This is a genomic window from Rhizobium sp. WSM1328 (assembly GCF_057653715.1).
The window spans coordinates 2,951,325-2,969,971 of record NZ_CM172788.1 but is presented as its reverse complement, the minus strand read 5'-3'; the positions used below and the strand labels follow the sequence as shown (position 1 = coordinate 2,969,971).

General features: G+C 61.5%; 14 protein-coding genes. 4 read left to right on the top strand and 10 right to left on the bottom strand.

The genetic code is table 11. From position 1 onward, the window contains the following. Positions 1-8: 8 nt before the first annotated feature. The 4 genes from AC2444_RS15095 to trxB all read right to left on the bottom strand — a co-directional run bounded on the left by AC2444_RS15095 (position 9) and on the right by trxB (position 3,917). Positions 9-1,175, bottom strand: a complete 1,167-nt coding sequence (locus AC2444_RS15095; protein ID WP_128448850.1) for an MFS transporter — start codon at positions 1,173-1,175, stop codon at positions 9-11. A 1-nt stretch (position 1,176) separates the two neighbouring features. Continuing rightward, positions 1,177-1,470 (bottom strand): ArsR/SmtB family transcription factor, encoded by a 294-nt coding sequence (locus AC2444_RS15090; protein ID WP_012758406.1) that lies wholly within the window; start codon positions 1,468-1,470, stop codon positions 1,177-1,179. A 553-nt stretch (positions 1,471-2,023) separates the two neighbouring features. Next, complete coding sequence (locus AC2444_RS15085; protein ID WP_003561253.1) at positions 2,024-2,920, bottom strand: LysR family transcriptional regulator VtlR; 897 nt, start codon at positions 2,918-2,920, stop codon at positions 2,024-2,026. A 22-nt stretch (positions 2,921-2,942) separates the two neighbouring features. Further along, positions 2,943-3,917, bottom strand: a complete 975-nt coding sequence (gene trxB / locus AC2444_RS15080) for a thioredoxin-disulfide reductase (RefSeq protein WP_012758404.1) — start codon at positions 3,915-3,917, stop codon at positions 2,943-2,945. A 230-nt stretch (positions 3,918-4,147) separates the two neighbouring features. Between trxB and AC2444_RS15075 the strand changes: the two genes are divergently transcribed. Continuing rightward, a complete protein-coding gene (locus AC2444_RS15075) occupies positions 4,148-4,615 on the top strand; it encodes an Lrp/AsnC family transcriptional regulator (protein ID WP_017994786.1) in 468 nt (155 codons plus the stop codon). A gap of 32 nt (positions 4,616-4,647) precedes the next feature. Here the strand turns inward: AC2444_RS15075 and AC2444_RS15070 are convergent, their stop codons facing one another. After that, a complete protein-coding gene (locus tag AC2444_RS15070; protein WP_012758402.1) occupies positions 4,648-5,994 on the bottom strand; it encodes a sigma-54-dependent transcriptional regulator in 1,347 nt (448 codons plus the stop codon). A 4-nt stretch (positions 5,995-5,998) separates the two neighbouring features. Beyond that, the gene (locus AC2444_RS15065; protein ID WP_128448853.1) at positions 5,999-7,867 is read right to left on the bottom strand and encodes a sensor histidine kinase; all 1,869 of its coding nucleotides are present in this window, start codon (positions 7,865-7,867) and stop codon (positions 5,999-6,001) included. 224 nt (positions 7,868-8,091) lie between these two features. Between AC2444_RS15065 and AC2444_RS15060 the strand changes: the two genes are divergently transcribed. Next, positions 8,092-9,426: a dicarboxylate/amino acid:cation symporter gene (locus AC2444_RS15060; protein ID WP_012758400.1), complete on the top strand. Its 1,335-nt coding sequence runs from the start codon at positions 8,092-8,094 to the stop codon at positions 9,424-9,426. A gap of 73 nt (positions 9,427-9,499) precedes the next feature. Here the strand turns inward: AC2444_RS15060 and AC2444_RS15055 are convergent, their stop codons facing one another. Both AC2444_RS15055 and greA read right to left on the bottom strand, forming a co-directional pair. Then, the gene (locus AC2444_RS15055) at positions 9,500-10,558 is read right to left on the bottom strand and encodes a glycosyltransferase family 4 protein (protein ID WP_012758399.1); all 1,059 of its coding nucleotides are present in this window, start codon (positions 10,556-10,558) and stop codon (positions 9,500-9,502) included. A gap of 27 nt (positions 10,559-10,585) precedes the next feature. Further along, positions 10,586-11,062, bottom strand: a complete 477-nt coding sequence (gene greA, locus AC2444_RS15050) for a transcription elongation factor GreA (RefSeq protein WP_012758398.1) — start codon at positions 11,060-11,062, stop codon at positions 10,586-10,588. Positions 11,063-11,315: 253 nt separating this feature from the next. Between greA and AC2444_RS15045 the strand changes: the two genes are divergently transcribed. Next, positions 11,316-12,548, top strand: a complete 1,233-nt coding sequence (locus AC2444_RS15045) for a putative DNA modification/repair radical SAM protein (RefSeq protein ID WP_017994782.1) — start codon at positions 11,316-11,318, stop codon at positions 12,546-12,548. Next, a complete protein-coding gene (locus AC2444_RS15040; protein WP_012758396.1) occupies positions 12,548-14,002 on the top strand; it encodes a UdgX family uracil-DNA binding protein in 1,455 nt (484 codons plus the stop codon). The genes AC2444_RS15045 and AC2444_RS15040 overlap by 1 nt, the downstream gene beginning before the upstream one ends. 76 nt (positions 14,003-14,078) lie before the next feature. On the opposite strand, the gene carB is transcribed toward AC2444_RS15040, so the two are convergent. Further along, positions 14,079-17,567, bottom strand: coding sequence for a carbamoyl-phosphate synthase large subunit (gene carB, locus AC2444_RS15035; protein ID WP_012758395.1), 3,489 nt, complete (start codon positions 17,565-17,567; stop codon positions 14,079-14,081). Positions 17,568-17,836: 269 nt separating this feature from the next. Continuing rightward, a complete protein-coding gene (locus AC2444_RS15030; RefSeq protein WP_012758394.1) occupies positions 17,837-18,613 on the bottom strand; it encodes a LytTR family DNA-binding domain-containing protein in 777 nt (258 codons plus the stop codon). Positions 18,614-18,647: the final 34 nt, after the last annotated feature.

Below are 18,647 nucleotides of genomic sequence, written 5' to 3'. Positions count from 1 at the left end.
CGGGAGGATCACTCGGCAGGGGCGAGGGCAGCCCGGCCCCTGGCGGAGAGATAGGTGAGCGCCGTCGCCCCGAGGCCGATCAGGGCCATCAAGGCCGCGGCGAGCGGAACGCGGGTCAGATCGAAGCCGGCGTCGATGACCAAGCCACCCACCCATGCGCCGAGCGCATTGCCGGTGTTGAAGGCGCCGATGTTGATCGTCGAGACGAGGTTCGGGGCGTCCTTGCCGAAGCCGACGACGCCGACTTGCAGCGCCGGTACGGCGGCAAAGCTTGCCATCGCCCAGAAGAAGAGGGTGATTTCAGCCGGGATGAAGAAGCGGCTCGTATAGCTGAAGGCGATCGAAGTGATGGCGATCGCGGCAAAGACCCCGGCTAGCGTCGCGCCGAGCCGCCAATCGGCAAGCTTGCCGCCGACGAGGTTGCCGATGGTCAGCCCGAGGCCGATCAGGAACAGCGTCCAGGTGACGCCTTCCGGCGAAACGCCGGTGACGTCGCGCAGCAGCGGCGCGATATAGGTGAAGAGGGTGAACATAGAGGCGGCGAAGAAGACGGTGGTGGAGAGTGCTAGCCACAGACCGCCATTCCTGAGTGCCGCAATCTCGCGCAGGATGCTGCCGTTTTCTTGCTGCTTGTCCCTGGGCAGGATGGCGATCAGGCCTGATATGGTGAAGATACCGATGACGGTGACGACGCCGAAGGTGGCGCGCCAGCCATAGGCCTGACCGATCGCGGTGCCGAGCGGCACGCCGAGAACGTTGGCGAGCGTCAGGCCAGTGAACATCAGCGCGACGGCTCGGGCCTTGCGGTCTTCGGCGACGAGGCCGGCGGCGACCACCGAGCCGATGCCGAAGAAGGCGCCGTGGCAGAGTGCTGTCACGACACGGGCGATCATCAGCACCCAGTAGTCGCTCGCCAGAGCGCACAGCAGGTTGCCGGCGATGAAGAAGGCCATCAGCGCAATCAGGGCGGTACGGCGCTTCAACTTCGCGGTCGAAATCGCCATCACAGGGGCGCCGATCGCGACCGCCAGGGCATAACCGGTCACCAGCCATCCGGCCTGCGGGATGCTGACCGAGAGATCGGCGGCGACCTCCGGCAACAGACCCATGATGACGAATTCAGTGGTGCCTATCGCAAATGAGCTCAAGGCAAGAACGAGGAGGGCGAGGGGCATTCTAAAGATCCTGCGTCAGTTGCTTGAGGAAGACGGCGATGGTTTCCTCGTTGCGCTTGTAAAAGATCCACTGGCCGACGCGTTTGGTGGTGACGAGGCCGGCGCGATGCAGCGTGCCGAGATGGGCCGAGACAGTCGACTGCGACAGGCCGCAGCGCTCGAACTGGCTGGCGCAGACGCCCATTTCGAAAGGATGCTCCTGCGAGGGGAAATGCTCCTCGGGATTTTTCAGCCAGTTGAGAATGTCCATCCGGGCGGGATGGGCGAGCGCCTTAATAATTTCGTCTTTGTCCATCGTCGTTTGCCGAATTATAAATCGTGTCTGACCGATATATCGATCGTCAGCCTTCGATATGCAAATCACGGAGGCGTGAGGCTGCGGTGTTTAGTGAGTGCGCAAATTTTAGGCAAAAAAAGAGGGCCACCGGAAAACCAGGGCCCTTGTAATTGTGAAGGTCAAAAACCTCCAGAGGGGAACAGCTAATGCGGTGGTACTGGGAGAGAAACCACAAGATGCATCAGCTGAGAGAGATATGGTGCTTCCTTGAGCAGGTTTCAATGCTTTTTTGTGCATGTCTGCTATGCGTCGCACAATTTTTTTGCGGTGCGGCATTTATCGAGGGAGCAAGGGCAAAAAAAGAGGGCCACTGGAAAACCAGGGCCCTTATAAGTGTGAAGGTCAAAAACCTCCAGAGGGGAACAGCTAATGCGGTGGAACTGGGAGGAAAAGCCACCATGTGCATCAGCTATGTGCGATATGGTGGTTTAATGGGCAAACGGCAACCCTCATTTGTGCATGCCAGTCATGCGTGTTCTGCATAGTCGGCAATTCATCAATAAAACCAAGCTTAAAAGTTCCAGTTTCTGGCCTTGCTGACGATGAAATCGCGGAAGGCTTTCAGCTTGGCGGCGTTCTTGATCTCGTCGGGATAGCAGAAATAGGTGTCGAAGGAGGGTACGTCGGCATTGATCGCCAGCTGAATCAGGCCGGGGTCGCGGCCGACGATGTAATCCGGCAGGCAGGCGACGCCGATGCCGAGCAGGGCGGCGCGCTTGATCGAGGTCTGGCTGTTGATCTGCAGATGCGGAATACGCTTGTTGTCGGACGAGCGGCCGGCGACCTCAAGCCAGTTGACATCGAGCAGGTAACTCGGCGCCGGCTCACCGAAAGTGATGATGCGGTGATTGTCGAGATCCTCGACCTTCTGCGGCTCGCCGTGGCGGTTGATGTAGGACGGGGCCGCATAGACATGCATGTGCACGGTGAAGAGCTTGCGCTGGATGAGGTCGGACTGTTGCGGCTGGCGCAGGCGGATCGCGCAGTCGGCATGACGCATGTTCACATCCACTTCCTCATTGTCGAGGATCAGCTGGATCTGCACATCGGGATAAAGCTGCAGGAATTCCTGGATCTTGTCGGTCAGCCAGCCCTGGCCGAGACCGACCGTCGTGGTGACGCGCAGTTTGCCAGACGGAGTTTCCGTCGTTTCGGTAAGCTGCATCTTCACGGTTTCGAGCTTCAGCAGCACGTCATGGGCGGTGCGGTAAAGCAACTCGCCCTGTTCCGTCAGAATCAGGCCGCGCGCATGGCGGTGAAACAGCTTGGTGCCGACATCGTGCTCCAGCGCGCTGACCTGGCGGCTGATGGCGGATTGGGACAGATGCAGTTTATCCGCCGCATGCGTGAACGAACCCGCCTCGGCAGCTGCGTGAAAAATACGCAGCTTGTCCCAATCCAATGGCATTCCCCCACCCCTCATGCCGATCTTACTCCGCGGCCACGGCGACGGGCATGTGGCCCGTCAGATATCGCTCGGCTTCAAGCGCTGCCATGCACCCCAGGCCGGCGGCAGTGATCGCCTGGCGGAACGTATCATCCGTCACGTCGCCCGCGGCATAGACACCGTCCAGGCTGGTTGCAGTCGAATCCGGCGCGGTCCAGAGATAACCATTGTCCTTCAGCTTCAGCTTGTCTTTGAAGAGCTCGGTTGCCGGCGCATGGCCGATGGCGACGAAGACGCCATCGATCACCACGTCGGTGATCGTGCCGGTTCTGACGTCGCGCAGGCGCGCGCCGGATACGGATTGCGGCATCGGCGGCTTGGCCGGCGTTCCTGTTATTTCGGCCACTTCGGTATTCCACAGAACCTTGACATTGTCCTTGGAGAACAGGCGCTCCTGCAGGATCTTCTCGGCTCGGAAGAAGTCGCGGCGGTGCACTAATGTGACCGACTTGGCGATGTTGGAGAGATAGAGCGCCTCTTCGACGGCGCTGTTGCCGCCGCCAACCACGATCACATCCTTGTTGCGATAGAAGAAGCCGTCGCAAGTGGCGCAGGCCGAAACGCCGAAGCCCTGGAAATGCTGCTCGCTCTCGATGCCGAGCCACTTGGCCTTGGCGCCGGTGGCGATGATCAGCGTATCGGTGGTCCAGACCTGGCCGCTGTCGGTGCGGGCGACGAAAGGACGCTGATTCATGTCGACTTCGGTCACGAGATCGTTGACGATCTCGGCGCCGACATGTTTTGCCTGCTGCAGCATCTGTTCCATCAACCAGGGACCCTGGATCGGATCGGCAAAGCCCGGATAGTTCTCGACATCGGTGGTGATCATCAACTGGCCGCCCTGTTCGAGACCGGCGATCAAAACCGGTTTCAGCATGGCGCGCGCGGCATAGACCGCGGCAGTATAGCCTGCAGGTCCGGAACCGATGATGAGCACCTTGGTGTGGCGGGCAGGCATGTCATTTCCTTTCGACTGGCAGAAGGGCGGCGGCTAAGTAGCGATTGCGGCCGTTTCGCGTCCCTGCGCCATTTATGAACGTCCAATGCTTTTATTCAAGGGCAGCCTTGCGTTACCAACAAGGCAAATCGCCCGGATATGCAAGAATCCGTCATCGGCGTGAAACTTTCTTGCGTATTCCGCGGCTTTATATAGAAGCTCCCCGCGGAGAATTAAAGAAAGGCAATGATGTGGGTCGCGCGGAACTCGACGTCATCGACATAAAGATCCTCCGGGAGCTGCAGGCCGACGGCCGCATGACCAATGTGGAGCTTGCCGATCGCGTCGGCATCTCGGCGCCGCCTTGCCTGCGCCGGGTGCGCAAGCTCGAGGAAGCCGGCATTATCGAGGGCTACCACGCGATGCTGAACAGCCCGAAGCTCGGCTTCGACCTCGTCGCTTTTTGTATGGTCGGCCTCAAGCACCAGTCGGAAGGCAATCTCAAGGCCTTCGCCGCCGCCACCACCGAATGGCCGCTGGTGCGGCAGGCCTGGATGGTCTCCGGCGACAGCGATTTCCTGTTGCATTGCGTGGCGGAGAACCTTACCCGCTTTCAGGATTTCGTCATCGAGGTGCTGACGGCGAACGAACATGTCGATACCGTGCGCACCATGCTGACGATCAGGCAGGTGAAGAAGCTGGGACTGGTAGAAGTCTAAGACCACTTCGACAGAGTAAACGTCATCGCCAACTACTTGCGCGAAATATAGCCGGCCCGATTGATGCCGTGGCGCTGGAGCTTGTCGTAAAACGTCTTTCTCGGAATGCCGAGCGCCTCGATGGTACGGCGCACGTCGCCGTCATTGGCCGACAGCGCGTCGCGAATGATTTCCGCCTCGTAGCGTTCCAGCCGTTCCGGAAGTGTCTCGCCTGTCGGATGCGGAGGGACCGCTGCCGCTCCGCCGCCTTCTACGCCAAGCACCACGCGCTCGGCATAATGTGAGAGCTCGCGGACATTGCCCGGCCATGTATGCGAGGCGAGATGCCGCCGCACTTCAGGTGAACGCGGCGGCACATCGCGACGGAAGCGCTCCGCGGCGCGAGCGGCGAAGTGGGAAAACAGCAGCGGAATATCGTCGCGGCGTTCTCTCAGCGGCGGAATGGAGATCGTCACGACATTCAGCCTGTAATAGAGATCCTCGCGAAAATCGCCGCGCACCGCGGGATCCCCGAGGTCGATCTTGGCAGCCGCGACGACGCGAAGATCGACAGGACGCACCTCGTTGGTGCCGAGCGGCGTGATTTCGCGCATCTCCAGCACTCTCAGCATCTTGACCTGCGTGGCGGCCGGCATGCTTTCGATCTCGTCGAGGAACAGCGTGCCGCCGCTTGCATGTTCGATGCGGCCCGTGCGGCGCTTCTGGGCACCGGTGAAGGCGCCGGCCTCGTGACCGAACAGTTCGCTTTCGATGACGGTTTCGGGCAGGGCGCCACAGTTCAGCGCCACGAAATTGCCCTTCCGGCGGTGGCTCCACTGATGCAGGAGCTGGGCAACCACTTCCTTGCCGCTGCCCGTTTCGCCGGCGACGAGCACGTCCACATCGGTATCGGCGATGTGGCGAAGAATGTTTCTGAGGTTTTCCATGACAGGCGTCTGGCCGATCAGCGGCAAATTCTCCTGCGCATCTTCGGCTGCCTTCCGCAGCATGCGGTTTTCCAGAACAAGCCGCCGCTTCTCGCTTGCGCGACGCACGCTCTGCACGAGCCGATCGGCTGCGAAGGGCTTGGCGATGAAATCATAGGCGCCGTCCTGGATCGCCTGAACGGCCATGGGAATATCGCCGTGGCCGGTCATCAGGATCACCGGCAAGTCGACATCCATACCTTGCAGCGTGGCGAAGAGTTGCAGTCCGTCGATCTCCGGCATGCGGATATCGGTGACGACGGGGCCGGCAAAGTCCGCCGGCAGGTCCGCCAGCGCGGCTTTCGCACCGTCATAGGCGGATACGGAAAATCCGGCGAGTTCGAGCGTCTGCGCGGTGGCACGGCGTAGATCCTTGTCGTCGTCGATCAGCGCAACGGGCATCAGTGTGTCCATGACCTCAAGCCTTCCTCAGCTGAACGATGAACCGGGTTCCACCGCTGTCGCTTGCAACCTCCATCCGGCCGCCATAGTCGCCGACGATATCCTTTGAGATGACGAGGCCAAGGCCGAGGCCGCTTTCCTTCGAGGTGTTGAATGGCGTGAACAAGCCTTTGCGGATCTCCGGCGGAATGCCGGGGCCGTTGTCGGCGACCGTCACCGTTACCATCCCCGCATCGGTTGATGTTCTGATCTCGACGCGACCCTCTCCGGCCTTCGGTGCCACCGCCTCCAGGGCATTCTGAAGCAGGTTGATGAGCACCTGCTCGAGGCGGATCCGGTTTCCCATCACCTGCAGTTCGTCGGGCGGCAGGTCGATGTCGAGCGTATCCATGCGGCCGGCAAACCGGCTGCGCAACAACATCACCGCCCCCTCGATGACGTCCTTCAATCCGGTTGGTTCGGCGCTGCCCCGGCCTTTGCGGGCAAAGGTCTTCAGCTCCTCGGTGATCGAACCTATGCGCTCCGTGAGCGCCGCGATGCTTTCGAGATTTTCGCCGGCAGGCGCCGTCTGGCCGCGATCGAGGAAGGTGCGGGCATTATCGGCATAGGCACGGATGGTCGCCACCGGCTGGTTGATCTCATGGGCAACGCCGGCGGCCACCTGACCCAGGATGGCCAACCGGTTGGCCTGCACCAGATCCTGTTGCACCGCCTGCAATTTCTGCTCCGTGCTCTTGTGGCCGATGATTTCAGCCTGCAGCCGATCCCGCGCCTGGCTGAGATCCAGTGTGCGCTCGCTCACACGCCGTTCCAGTTCCTCCCGCGCTTGCTGTTCTCGAGAGATCCGCAGGGTGATCGCATGGCGGCGGCGCAACAGGAAGGCTGCTCCGGCCAGCAGCGGCAGGAGTATGAGCAATGCCAGCATGCGGGATTCGCGAATTCCCGCATCGACGGATGGCCCGAGCGCCACGAGATGCTGCAACTGCCATCCAGTTGCGGGAACCGGCATCCCGACATCGAGAAACCTGGTTTTCCCTGCATCGCCGGGCATGACGATCTTAACGACATCAAGGCTGTCGCCGAGGTTCCTGATGGGGTCGAGCGGTAGAGGCTGAAGCGGCGCAGCGCCGAATTGAAGGCTTTCGCGGATCGCTGTCAGCCGGTCTTCGGCGATCCGGCCGATCGTCATGAACCGCCATGACGGAAGACTGGTTATGAGGACAATGCCGCGCTCGTCAACGACGTAGGACGGGGTCCCCGAGGCGTTCCAATCCGCCTCGACATCGTCGAATTCGACCTTGACTACAACGACACCCAGCAAGCCGTTGCTGCCCGAAATCCGCTGGGAGATATAGAGACCCGGTTTCTTGCTGACCGTGCCTAGCGCAAAGTGCTCGGCCTGTCCTCGTTCGACGGCCCCCTGAAAATACTCCCGGAAGCGGTAATCATTGCCGACGAAGCTCGTCGGTTCGCGCCAGTTGCTGGCCGAAACCGCCATGCCGTCCTTGTCGATGACATAGATGACGGCGGCCTTGGTGCCCGTTGCCAGCATTTCCAGCTTCTGACTGAGTCGGTCGAACGTGCCGACATCGCTACCTGCCAGTGCCGCGGCGATTGCGGTATCTTGCGACAGCACGAAGGGAAGCGCCCGGTATTTTTCAAGAACCGTGCGCAGCAACGCCGCATTCAGCCTCGCATCCATGCGGGCCTGTTCCTCGAGGGCGGCCTCCGCCCGGTGCCGGCCGATCTCGCCGCTGGTCCACAGGCTTGCGACGACAGCGACGAGGGCGAGCGCGGCATAGGCCCACCACATCCGGCGGATGCGGTGTTGCACGGGTAGGGAAGGCCACAATTTCTGCGACACGGACATGGCGGATCTGTGCATTTTTCTGCACGAAACGCAAATGGATTTGTGCGGATTTCCGCATTTTTTAATTAGTTATCAGCAGTCCTGTAAATTTTTCCTTAATAAATTCAACATGTTGGGTGGTGGCGTAAAACTGGCACGCCGATTGCGAAGGAGGTGGCAACAACGGCTGAGCTGTTGGACTTGAAGCGAACGGCTCGGGAGGCCGGAGTGTGTTCCGGACGAGCCATTAGGAGGACATCATGATCGCAGCACCACTCGATGCAGTCGCAGACAGCAAGGGCAAGAAGCCCTTTTATAGCCATCTTTACGTTCAGGTTCTCGCGGCTATCGCCGCGGGTATCCTTCTCGGCCATTTCTATCCTGAATTCGGCACCCAGCTGAAGCCGCTCGGCGATGCCTTTATCAAGCTCGTCAAGATGATCATCGCCCCCGTCATCTTCCTGACGGTTGCGACCGGCATTGCCGGCATGAGCGACCTGCAGAAGGTCGGCCGCGTCGCCGGTAAGGCGATGCTCTACTTCCTGACATTCTCGACATTGGCGCTCATCATTGGCCTGATCGTCGCCAATGTCGTCCAGCCCGGCGCCGGCATGAACATCGATCCTGCCTCGCTGGATCCGGCCGCCGTCGCCGGCTACGCTGCAAAGGCGCATGAGCAGAGCATCGTCGGTTTCCTGACCAACATCATCCCGACGACGATCGTCGGCGCCTTTGCCGATGGCGATATTCTGCAGGTGCTGTTCTTCTCGGTGCTCTTCGGCATCGCGCTCGCCATGGTCGGCGAAAAGAGCGAACCGGTCGTCAATTTCCTCAATGCCCTGACGGCGCCCGTGTTCAAGCTCGTCGCCATCCTGATGAAGGCTGCCCCGATCGGTGCCTTCGGCGCCATGGCATTCACCATCGGCAAGTACGGCGTCGGATCGATTGCCAATCTCGCCATGCTGATCGGCACCTTCTACCTCACCTCTCTGCTCTTCGTCCTCGTAGTCCTTGGTGCTGTTGCCCGTTACAACGGCTTCTCGATCGTGGCGCTGCTGCGCTACATCAAGGAAGAACTGCTGCTGGTCCTCGGCACCTCGTCTTCGGAGGCAGCACTTCCGGGGCTGATGAACAAGATGGAAAAGGCCGGCTGCAAGCGCTCGGTCGTCGGCCTCGTCATTCCGACAGGCTATTCCTTTAACCTCGACGGCACCAACATCTACATGACGCTGGCGGCCCTGTTCATTGCCCAGGCAACCGGCATCCATCTCTCCTGGGGTGATCAGATCCTGCTGCTCTTGGTGGCGATGCTGAGCTCCAAGGGTGCCGCAGGCATCACCGGCGCCGGCTTCATCACGCTTGCCGCGACGCTCTCCGTCGTTCCCTCCGTGCCGGTCGCCGGCATGGCGCTCATCCTCGGCATCGACCGATTCATGTCGGAATGCCGGGCGCTGACCAACCTCGTCGGCAATGCCGTGGCGACGATCGTCGTGGCACGTTGGGAAAATGAGCTGGATACGGCGCAGCTTGCTGCGGCGCTGGGCGGCCAGACTGGCGAGAGTGCTCCCGCTGCCGGGCTTCAGCCGGCTGAATAACTGACCGAACTGTCCGCAGTCCTAAAATTCTTGCAACGGCCCGTCATCCAACGGGCCGTTTCTCTTTTCTACCTCAGCTGCGATTGTCGCCGAGAAGGCTGTTGTAAATGGCGCCGATCGCGCTCGCTTCCTTCTCCAGCGCGAAATTCGCTCTGACATGCCGCAGCGCATTCTCGCCATGGGCGAGCGCCAGCGCGGGATCTGCGATATAGGGCGCGATTGCCCGCGTCAGCGCCTCGCCATCGCCGGCGGCGACGACCGAACCCGTCTCGCCCGTGACGAGGAGCTCGGCATAGGCACCCGCATCCGATGCCACCACCGCGGTGCGCGAGGCCATGGCTTCGAGCGGCGTCAGGCCGAAGCCTTCATTGCGGGAAGGGGCGACGTAAAGCGTCAGGCGGCGATACCAGACCTTGATGTCAGGCACTTCGCCGAGGAAGAGGATACGGTCGCTGAGCCCGGCGGCCGCGACATCCGCCTTAAGTTTGTCGCCAAATGCTGTGTGTTCGGCCGTCACCCGGCCGGAGACGATCGCCGTCCACTCAGTATGCTGCGGCAGCAGATCGACCATCGCCCTGACGAAAAGATCGGTGCCTTTCTGATGGCGCACACGGCCGAAGCAGCCGACGAGATGGCGGCCGGGCAGGCCGGTGGCGGCGATGCCGTCCTCTGCAGTTTCCGGCGGATGGAACAGGGCAAGGTCGACTCCGTGCTGGATCACCGTGTGCGGCACCTCGAGGAACGAGCCGGATCGATCGCTGGTCGCGATGACAGCGTCCATGCGACGGATCAGCCATTTCGTATAGGCGGTGTGCCGGCGTTGCGCGGCCGAGGTGAAGAGAAGCTTCAGCGGCATGCGCAACAGATGGCGCAGCAGGATGCCGACAGCCATCTCGTTGTTGCGGCGAGCGTGCCAGACACGCTGGCGCCGGCGCGCCGGTGGGCGCCAGAGGCCGAGGAGCTGCCGTCCCTTAAGTTTCGGCAGGCCGTCCGGCAGGCCGGGGCCGAGTGTCGCGATCTTGATACCGAGCCGGATCTGGCATGGGATGAGCTGAACGATAGTTGACGTGACGCCGGAGAGCCGGCGCTTGAAATTGGGCGCAATGATCTCGACGTCACGGATATCAGGCAAGGGAGGGGTCTCGCGGCTGGCGGGCGATCAGCCCCAGGAAACCTGGAGGATTTCGTAGGCCTTGGAGCCACCCGGCGCATTGACCTCGATGGAATCGCCGACTTCCTTTCCGATCAGCGCGCGGGCGATCGGCGAGGAGATGGAGATGCGGCCGGCCTTGACGTCGGCTTCCTGGTCGCCGACGATCTGATAGGTCTTTTCTTCGTCGGTGTCCTCGTCGATGAGCTTCACCTTGGCGCCGAACTTGATCTTGTCGCCCGACATCTTGGTGAGGTCGATGACCTCGGCGCGCGCCGTCAAGTCTTCCAGCTCACTGATGCGGCCTTCATTATGGCTCTGGGCTTCCTTGGCGGCGTGGTATTCGGCGTTTTCGGAAAGGTCGCCATGGGCACGGGCTTCGGCGATCGCCTCGATGATTCGGGGACGCTCCTCCTGCTGACGCCAGCGCAGCTCTTCCTGCAGCTTGACGAAACCGCCCGGTGTCATCGGTACCTTTTCAACCATTTTTCTGTCCTTCAATCCTTGTATCCGCATAATCAGCGGCGAACACAAAAGAAAACAGGTCCCGAAGGGGAGCTTCGGAACCGTGCCACAATCTTAGTCGGACGCTTATAGCAGATCGCCAAGCCCGATTTCCAGAAAATTCGCATGAAAGAAACGCGGCCTGCTCCAACAGCCGGTGATGCAGCTTGAAAATGGGCAGAAATCGGATCGCTCCGATTGACTTCAGGCGCAGGAACATATAGTGAACATACTAATGAAGAAGTCGCTAACAGAACGCTTGGCCATCCTTTCCGATGCCGCGAAATATGACGCTTCCTGCGCTTCCAGCGGCACGGTGAAACGTGATTCCCGCGCAAGTGGCGGGCTCGGTTCGACCGAGGGATCCGGCATCTGTCATGCCTATGCCCCGGACGGGCGGTGCATTTCGCTTTTGAAAATACTGCTGACCAATTTCTGCATCTACGACTGCGCCTATTGCGTCAATCGCTCGTCGAGCAATGTCGAACGGGCGCGCTTTACGCCCGAGGAGGTCATCTGGCTGACGCTGGAATTCTATCGCCGCAACTATATCGAGGGCCTGTTCCTTTCCTCCGGCATTATCCGTTCGTCCGATTACACAATGGAAGAGATGGTTCGCATCGTCCGCGAACTGCGTGTGACGCATAACTTCCGCGGCTATATCCATCTGAAGTCGATCCCTGAAGCATCGCCGCGTCTGATCGAGGAAGCGGGGCTTCATGCCGACAGGCTGTCGCTGAATATCGAGCTGCCGACCGATCACGGCATCACCCGTTTCGCGCCGGAAAAGAAGCCTGCCAATATCCGGCGATCGATGGGGGATCTGAGGCTGAAGATCGAGGCCGCCGGCGAACCGACGCTGCAGACGAAGAAGCGTCAGCGTTTCGTGCCGGCCGGCCAGAGCACACAGATGATCGTCGGCGCCGATGGTGCGAACGATGCGACGATCCTTGCGACCAGTGGCCGGCTTTACAGCAGCTACGGGCTGAGGCGCGTCTACTATTCCGCCTTCAGCCCGATCCCGGACTCGTCGAAAAACCTGCCGCTGATCAAGCCGCCGCTGATGCGGGAACACCGGCTCTACCAGGCTGACTGGCTCTATCGATTCTACGGTTTCGGCATCGACGAGATCACCGCGAACCAGGCGGATGGCATGCTTGATCTCACCCTCGACCCCAAACTTGCCTGGGCGCTCGCCAACCGGGCCGAGTTCCCCGTCGATATCAACAAGGCCGAGCGTGAACGGTTGCTGCGTGTGCCCGGCCTCGGCACCAAGACAGTCAAAGCGATCGTTTCGGCCCGTCGTTTTCGCCGCCTTCGGTTGGACGATCTTTCGCGGCTCGGCATTTCGATCAAGAAAGTCCAATCCTTCATCTCGGCGGACGGCTGGTCGCCGCGGCGATTGATCGAGCGCCCCGACCTTCGCGCCATGTTCGAACCGAAACCCGAACAATTGTCGTTGCTGTGATGCGCCGGGTCGTGCTTTCAGGACGCGGGGAGCTTGCCGAATGGCGTGACGCCGCGCGCGCTTTCGCGGCTGCCGGCATCCTGCCGGAAGAGATCGAGTGGCGCGAAAAACGCGCTGAGCCGGGTTTTGCGTTTCAACACGACGCCATGCCGCCTCCGTCTGCCGCAGCACGCAAGCCGATGACGGTGCCGCCCGCCTTCCTCGAGCTCGCGGAGACAGTTCTCTGCCATTCCGACCCGGCGCGCTTTTCCCTGCTTTACCGGCTGCTCTGGCGGCTGCAGCTGGACCGGCAACTGCTTGAAGTGGCCTCCGACGAGGATGTCGCCCGTGCCAGGCTGATGGCGAAAAACGTTCGACGCGACGCGCACAAGATGACGGCCTTCGTCCGCTTCAAGGAGGTTGGTGCGGTGTCGGCGGGCCGTCGAAAATTCCTCGCCTGGTTCGAGCCAGATCACCATATCGTCGGGCGCACAGCGCCCTTCTTCCAACGGCGCTTCACCGACATGGACTGGCTGATCGCGACGCCCAAGGGATCGGCCGCCTGGGACGGCGAGCGGCTGACGATGAGCGACGAACCGTGTGAAAAACCCAATCTCACAGATGCTACCGATGACCTCTGGCGCACTTACTACGCCAGCATTTTCAATCCGGCGCGGTTGAAGTTGAAGGCGATGCAGGCGGAGATGCCGAAAAAATACTGGAAGAACCTGCCGGAAGCCGATCTCATCCCTGGGCTGATTGCATCGGCGGAGAGCAAGGTGCGGGCCATGGCCGCCCGGGAGGCGACCCAATCGTTGCCCTTTCACGATCGCCTGCAGGAAGCCGCGCGCAGCATTCCAGCTGAACCCGAAGCGCCGGCGGGCACGCTGGAAGCACTGGGCGCGGAAGCTGCCGCCTGCACCCGCTGTCCGCTTCATGCGAAGGCGACGCAAACCGTATTCGGGGAGGGGCCGCGCGATGCCGAGGTGATGTTCGTCGGCGAACAGCCGGGCGACCAGGAGGATATATCAGGGCGCCCCTTCGTCGGTCCCGCCGGCAGGCTTCTCGATCAAGTGATCAGTGAAGCGGGCATCGACCGCTCAACGCTTTACGTCACTAATGCCGTCAAGCATTTCAAATATGAGCCGCGCGGCAAACGTCGCATCCATCAGAAGCCCAATATGGGTGAGGTGAAGCACTGCCGCTGGTGGCTCAATCTGGAGATGGCGCTGATCAAGCCGAAGCTGGTGGTTGCGATGGGGGCGACGGCGCTTTCGGCGCTGACCGACACGAAACAGCGGCTGCAGGACGTCAGGGGGAAAGCGATCGCGATCGACGAGAGGCGAACGCTCTTCGTAACGGTGCATCCATCCTATCTGCTGCGTATTCCCGACGAGCGGCTGAAAGCGGAGGAACTGGCACGATTTCGCGAAGATATGCTGACAGTTCAGCGCCTTATGCTGGCAGCTGCATAAACTGATTCAGAAGCCTCCGGCGATGCCCAATGGCAAGGCAGGTGCCATCGCTGATCGAGCGATGGCGTTCCGTATCTCAGGCGAAGTAGCTCTGCAACGGCCGCACTTCCAGATTGCCGGCTTTCAGCGCCTTGATCGCCTGGGCGGCGGCCTCGGCGCCTGCCATCGTCGTGTAGTAAGGCACCTTCTGCATCAGCGTCGCACGGCGCAACGACTTGGAGTCCGAGATCGCCTTGTTGCCATCGGTGGTGTTGATGACGAGCTGGACCTGGCGGTTGCGGATTGCGTCCTCGATGTGCGGACGGCCTTCGAGCACCTTGTTGATCTTCGTGGCGGTGATGCCGTTTTCGCCGAGGAAGCGGGCGGTGCCGCCGGTTGCCAGCACTTTGAAGCCCTGCTCGACGAGGATGTGGATCGCCGGCAGCACGCGCGGCTTGTCCGCGTCGCGGACGGAGACAAAGACCGTCCCGTCACGCGGCAGCTCGACGCCGGCGCCGAGCTGCGACTTGGCGAAGGCCAGCGCAAAATCGGTATCGAGGCCGATGACTTCACCGGTCGAGCGCATTTCCGGGCCGAGCAGCGTGTCGACGCCGGGGAAGCGGGCGAAGGGGAAGACGGCTTCCTTGACGGCGATGTGCTTCAGCTTGCGCGGATCGGGCTTCTCGCCGTAGGCGGCGAAGGTGGCATCGAGTTTCTCGCCGGCCATGACGCGGGCGGCGATCTTGGCGATCGGCGCGCCGATGGTCTTTGCGACGAAGGGCACGGTGCGCGAGGCGCGCGGATTGACTTCGAGCACGTAGACGACATCGTCCTTGATGGCGAACTGGACGTTCATCAGGCCGCCGACATTGAGGGCTTTGGCCATCGCCTTGGCCTGGCGCTCCAGCTCGTCTAGCATCTCGTTGGAGAGCGTGCGCGGCGGCAGCGAGCAGGCGCTGTCGCCGGAATGGATGCCGGCTTCCTCGATATGCTCCATGATGCCGGCGACATAGACGTCGGTGCCGTCCGAGAGGCAGTCGACATCGACTTCGATGGCGTGGCTGAGGTAGCTGTCGAAGAGCAGCGGGTTCTTGCCGAGCAGGGTGTTGATCTGGCCGGTCTTGTCGTTGGGGTAGCGCTGCTTGATATCCTCAGGTACCAGTTCAGGCACGGTATCGAGCAGGTAGCTCTGCAATTGTCCTTCCGAATGCAGGATCTGCATGGCGCGGCCGCCGAGCACGTAAGAGGGACGCACGACCAGCGGGAAGCCGATTTCGGTGGCGACCATGCGGGCCTGCTCAACCGAATAGGCGATGCCGTTGTTCGGCTGGTTGAGGTCGAGCTTCATCAACAGCTTCTGGAAGCGGTCGCGGTCCTCGGCAAGGTCGATCATGTCAGGCGCGGTACCGAGGATCGGGATGCCGTTCTTTTCCAGCGCCTCGGCAAGCTTCAGCGGCGTCTGGCCGCCGAACTGGACGATGACGCCGACGACTTCGCCCTTTTCCTGTTCTGCCCGCAGGATCTCGATCACGTCCTCGGCCGTCAGTGGCTCGAAATAGAGGCGGTCCGAGGTATCGTAGTCGGTCGAAACGGTTTCCGGGTTGCAGTTGATCATGATCGCTTCATAACCCGCATCCTTCAAGGCGAAGGCAGCGTGGCAGCAGCAATAATCGAACTCGATGCCCTGGCCGATGCGGTTCGGGCCACCGCCGAGGATGACAACCTTCTTGCGGTCGGAGACTTCAGCCTCGGAGCGGGCGGCGCCGACGAAAGGCGTCTCATAGGTCGAATACATGTAGGCGGTCGGCGAGGCGAATTCGGCCGCACAGGTGTCGATGCGCTTGAAGACGGGGCGGACATTCAGCTTGTTACGGAATTCGGCGACTTCCTTCGGGCGCTTGCCGGTCAGCGTCGCCAGGCGCGCGTCGGAGAAGCCCATGGCCTTCAGCATGCGCAGGTTTGTGGCATCCTGCGGCAGGCCGTGCTCGCGGATGCGGGCCTCCATCTCGACGATCGCCTTCAGTTCAGCGATGAACCAGGGATCGATCTTGCAGCCTTCGTGGACTTCAGCTTCGCTCATGCCCTGGCGTAGCGCCTGGGCGACCATGCGCAGGCGATCGGGCGTCGGTGTGCCGATTGCGGCGCGGATAGCGTTCTGGCTGGATTCGCCCTCTTCGAAGCCGGGGATCTCGATCTCGTCGAGGCCCGTCAGGCCGGTTTCCAAGCCACGCAGTGCCTTCTGCAGCGATTCGGCAAAGGTGCGGCCGATCGCCATGACTTCACCGACCGATTTCATCGCGGTCGTCAGCACCGGCGAGGCGCCGGGGAATTTCTCGAAGGCGAAACGCGGGATCTTGGTGACGACGTAGTCGATCGACGGTTCGAAGGAGGCAGGCGTTGCGCCGCCGGTGATGTCGTTATCCAGTTCGTCGAGCGTATAGCCGATCGCCAGCTTGGCGGCGATCTTGGCGATCGGGAAACCGGTGGCCTTGGAGGCGAGCGCCGACGAGCGCGAAACACGCGGGTTCATTTCGATGACGACGAGACGGCCGTCCTTCGGATTGACGGCGAACTGGACGTTCGAGCCGCCGGTCTCGACCCCAATCTCGCGCAGCACCGCGATCGAGGCGTTGCGCATGATCTGGTATTCCTTGTCCGTCAGCGTCAGCGCCGGCGCGACGGTGATCGAATCGCCAGTATGGACGCCCATCGGGTCGATGTTCTCGATCGAGCAGATGATGATGCAGTTGTCCGCCTTGTCGCGGACGACCTCCATTTCATATTCCTTCCAACCTAGCACCGATTCTTCGACCAGCACTTCGGTGGTCGGCGAGGCATCGAGGCCGCCGCCGACGATCTCGAAGAATTCCGAGCGGTTGTAGGCGATGCCGCCGCCAGTGCCGCCGAGCGTGAAGGAGGGACGGATGATGGCGGGCAGGCCGACATGGTCGATCGCCTGGGCGGCAATTGCCATGGCATGGCTCATGTAACGCTGCTTGCGGTCGCTCTCGCCGAGGTTCCACTGGTTTTCCAGCTCGTCCAGCGCCTTGTCGAGGTCGGATCCGGAGAGGCTTTCGCGCAGCTTGATGCGCTCGGCCTCGTGCGTCTTGCGGTCGAGGTCCTTGATGTCGGTGGCGTTCGCCAGCATCGAGCGCGGGGTTTCGAGGCCGATACGGGCCATCGCCTCGCGAAACAGCGCGCGGTCCTCGGCCATGTCGATGGCGGCGGGCTTGGCGCCGATCATCTCGACATTGTAGCGGTCGAGCACGCCCATGCGCTTCAGCGAAAGCGCCGTGTTCAGCGCCGTCTGGCCGCCCATGGTCGGCAGCAGCGCATCCGGGCGCTCCTTGGCTATGATCTTGGCGACGACTTCGGGGGTAATCGGCTCGACATAGGTGGCGTCGGCAAGACCCGGATCGGTCATGATCGTCGCCGGGTTGGAGTTGACGAGGATGACGCGGTAGCCTTCCTCCTTCAGCGCCTTGCAGGCTTGGGTGCCGGAATAGTCGAACTCGCAAGCCTGGCCGATGACGATCGGTCCCGCGCCGATGATAAGGATCGATTTGATGTCTTGGCGCTTCGGCATGGGTGCTTCCGTTTTCTGGCTGCGCAGAAAACCGGCCAGGGTGGGAGATCACCGGGTCGGGTCGCGCATGCTGGGTCTTTTCAGGCTAGAAGCGGCTTATAGGCAAATGTATTTGCAAACGGAACCCCATAAATCGCGGAATCGACAGGAATCCAACACGGCGCGAAGGGCTATTTCCCGTCAGACACGACCGCCACCCGGATTTCGCCGCCGCCCTGCTTCCGGAAGAGCGTAAACGGGAGTCCTGTCAAGCGCTTGGCGCGCCTTCTTTACGTGAAGCGGCGGCGCACTTCCCCGGCATAGCTACGGCTGACCGGGATTGCCTTGCCGTCGCGGGTGAGGATCAGCAGCCTGCCATTGTCGCGCTTCAAGCTTTCGACATGGGCGTCGGCCACCCAGTGCGAGCGATGGACGCGAAGGCCCGGCGTCGCGGCGGTTTCCCTAAGCGCATCGGCGAAACGTAAGAGCACCAGTTCGCGCCCGCGGCTGGTCACCACCTCGGTATAGTGGTCCTGAACGGAAAGGCGCAGCAGCGAGCCACGATTCTCAGGCTTCAGCCGGTCGAGGATCGAGGCGCCGGGGCTGGTTTCCTGAGGCGCTGCGGCTTCGGCGATTTTCTGGCTCATCGCCATGTAGGTCAAAAGGCAGAAGAGGGCGCAGAGCGGTACCGCAAAAAGCGCGCGCTGCAGGCCGCTTTCGAGCGTGGTCGCTTCGCCGGTGAAGACATAGTCGACGAGGCCGATGGCAAAACCGATCGGCAGGGCGGCTATGAGCGAACCCGCCATCATCCGGGCGAACATGGAAACGATCAATCCCCGCAGCAGTCTTTCGGCCGCAACCGCGCAGAGGATGGCGATCACCCAGGCAAGGGCATGCAGGCTCAGCCAATAGGCGAGGCGTTCGCCGAAGGCCATGTTTTCCATCGTGCCGTAGGGGCCGGTGACGGCAAAGAGCAGGACGATCGCGGCAAAGGTTCCCCAGAAACGCCGGGAGTGGAGAAAGACCTGCAATTCGCGAAGCGTGGATTGCAAGAAGAGGTGAATCACGAAGTTTTCCTGCCGTTCGCGCGGTTCGGATTGA

What these genes read in the sequence shown, in the direction of transcription:
- AC2444_RS15065 (WP_128448853.1), bottom strand. Translation starts at nt 7,867, where the DNA reads ATGCACAGATCCGCCATGTCCGTGTCGCAGAAATTGTGGCCTTCCCTA.
- carB (WP_012758395.1), bottom strand. Translation starts at nt 17,567, where the DNA reads ATGCCGAAGCGCCAAGACATCAAATCGATCCTTATCATCGGCGCGGGA.
- AC2444_RS15060 (WP_012758400.1), top strand. Translation starts at nt 8,092, where the DNA reads ATGATCGCAGCACCACTCGATGCAGTCGCAGACAGCAAGGGCAAGAAG.
- AC2444_RS15070 (WP_012758402.1), bottom strand. Translation starts at nt 5,994, where the DNA reads ATGGACACACTGATGCCCGTTGCGCTGATCGACGACGACAAGGATCTA.
- AC2444_RS15040 (WP_012758396.1), top strand. Translation starts at nt 12,548, where the DNA reads ATGCGCCGGGTCGTGCTTTCAGGACGCGGGGAGCTTGCCGAATGGCGT.
- AC2444_RS15045 (WP_017994782.1), top strand. Translation starts at nt 11,316, where the DNA reads ATGAAGAAGTCGCTAACAGAACGCTTGGCCATCCTTTCCGATGCCGCG.
- AC2444_RS15090 (WP_012758406.1), bottom strand. Translation starts at nt 1,470, where the DNA reads ATGGACAAAGACGAAATTATTAAGGCGCTCGCCCATCCCGCCCGGATG.
- AC2444_RS15085 (WP_003561253.1), bottom strand. Translation starts at nt 2,920, where the DNA reads ATGCCATTGGATTGGGACAAGCTGCGTATTTTTCACGCAGCTGCCGAG.
- trxB (WP_012758404.1), bottom strand. Translation starts at nt 3,917, where the DNA reads ATGCCTGCCCGCCACACCAAGGTGCTCATCATCGGTTCCGGACCTGCA.
- greA (WP_012758398.1), bottom strand. Translation starts at nt 11,062, where the DNA reads ATGGTTGAAAAGGTACCGATGACACCGGGCGGTTTCGTCAAGCTGCAG.
- AC2444_RS15095 (WP_128448850.1), bottom strand. Translation starts at nt 1,175, where the DNA reads ATGCCCCTCGCCCTCCTCGTTCTTGCCTTGAGCTCATTTGCGATAGGC.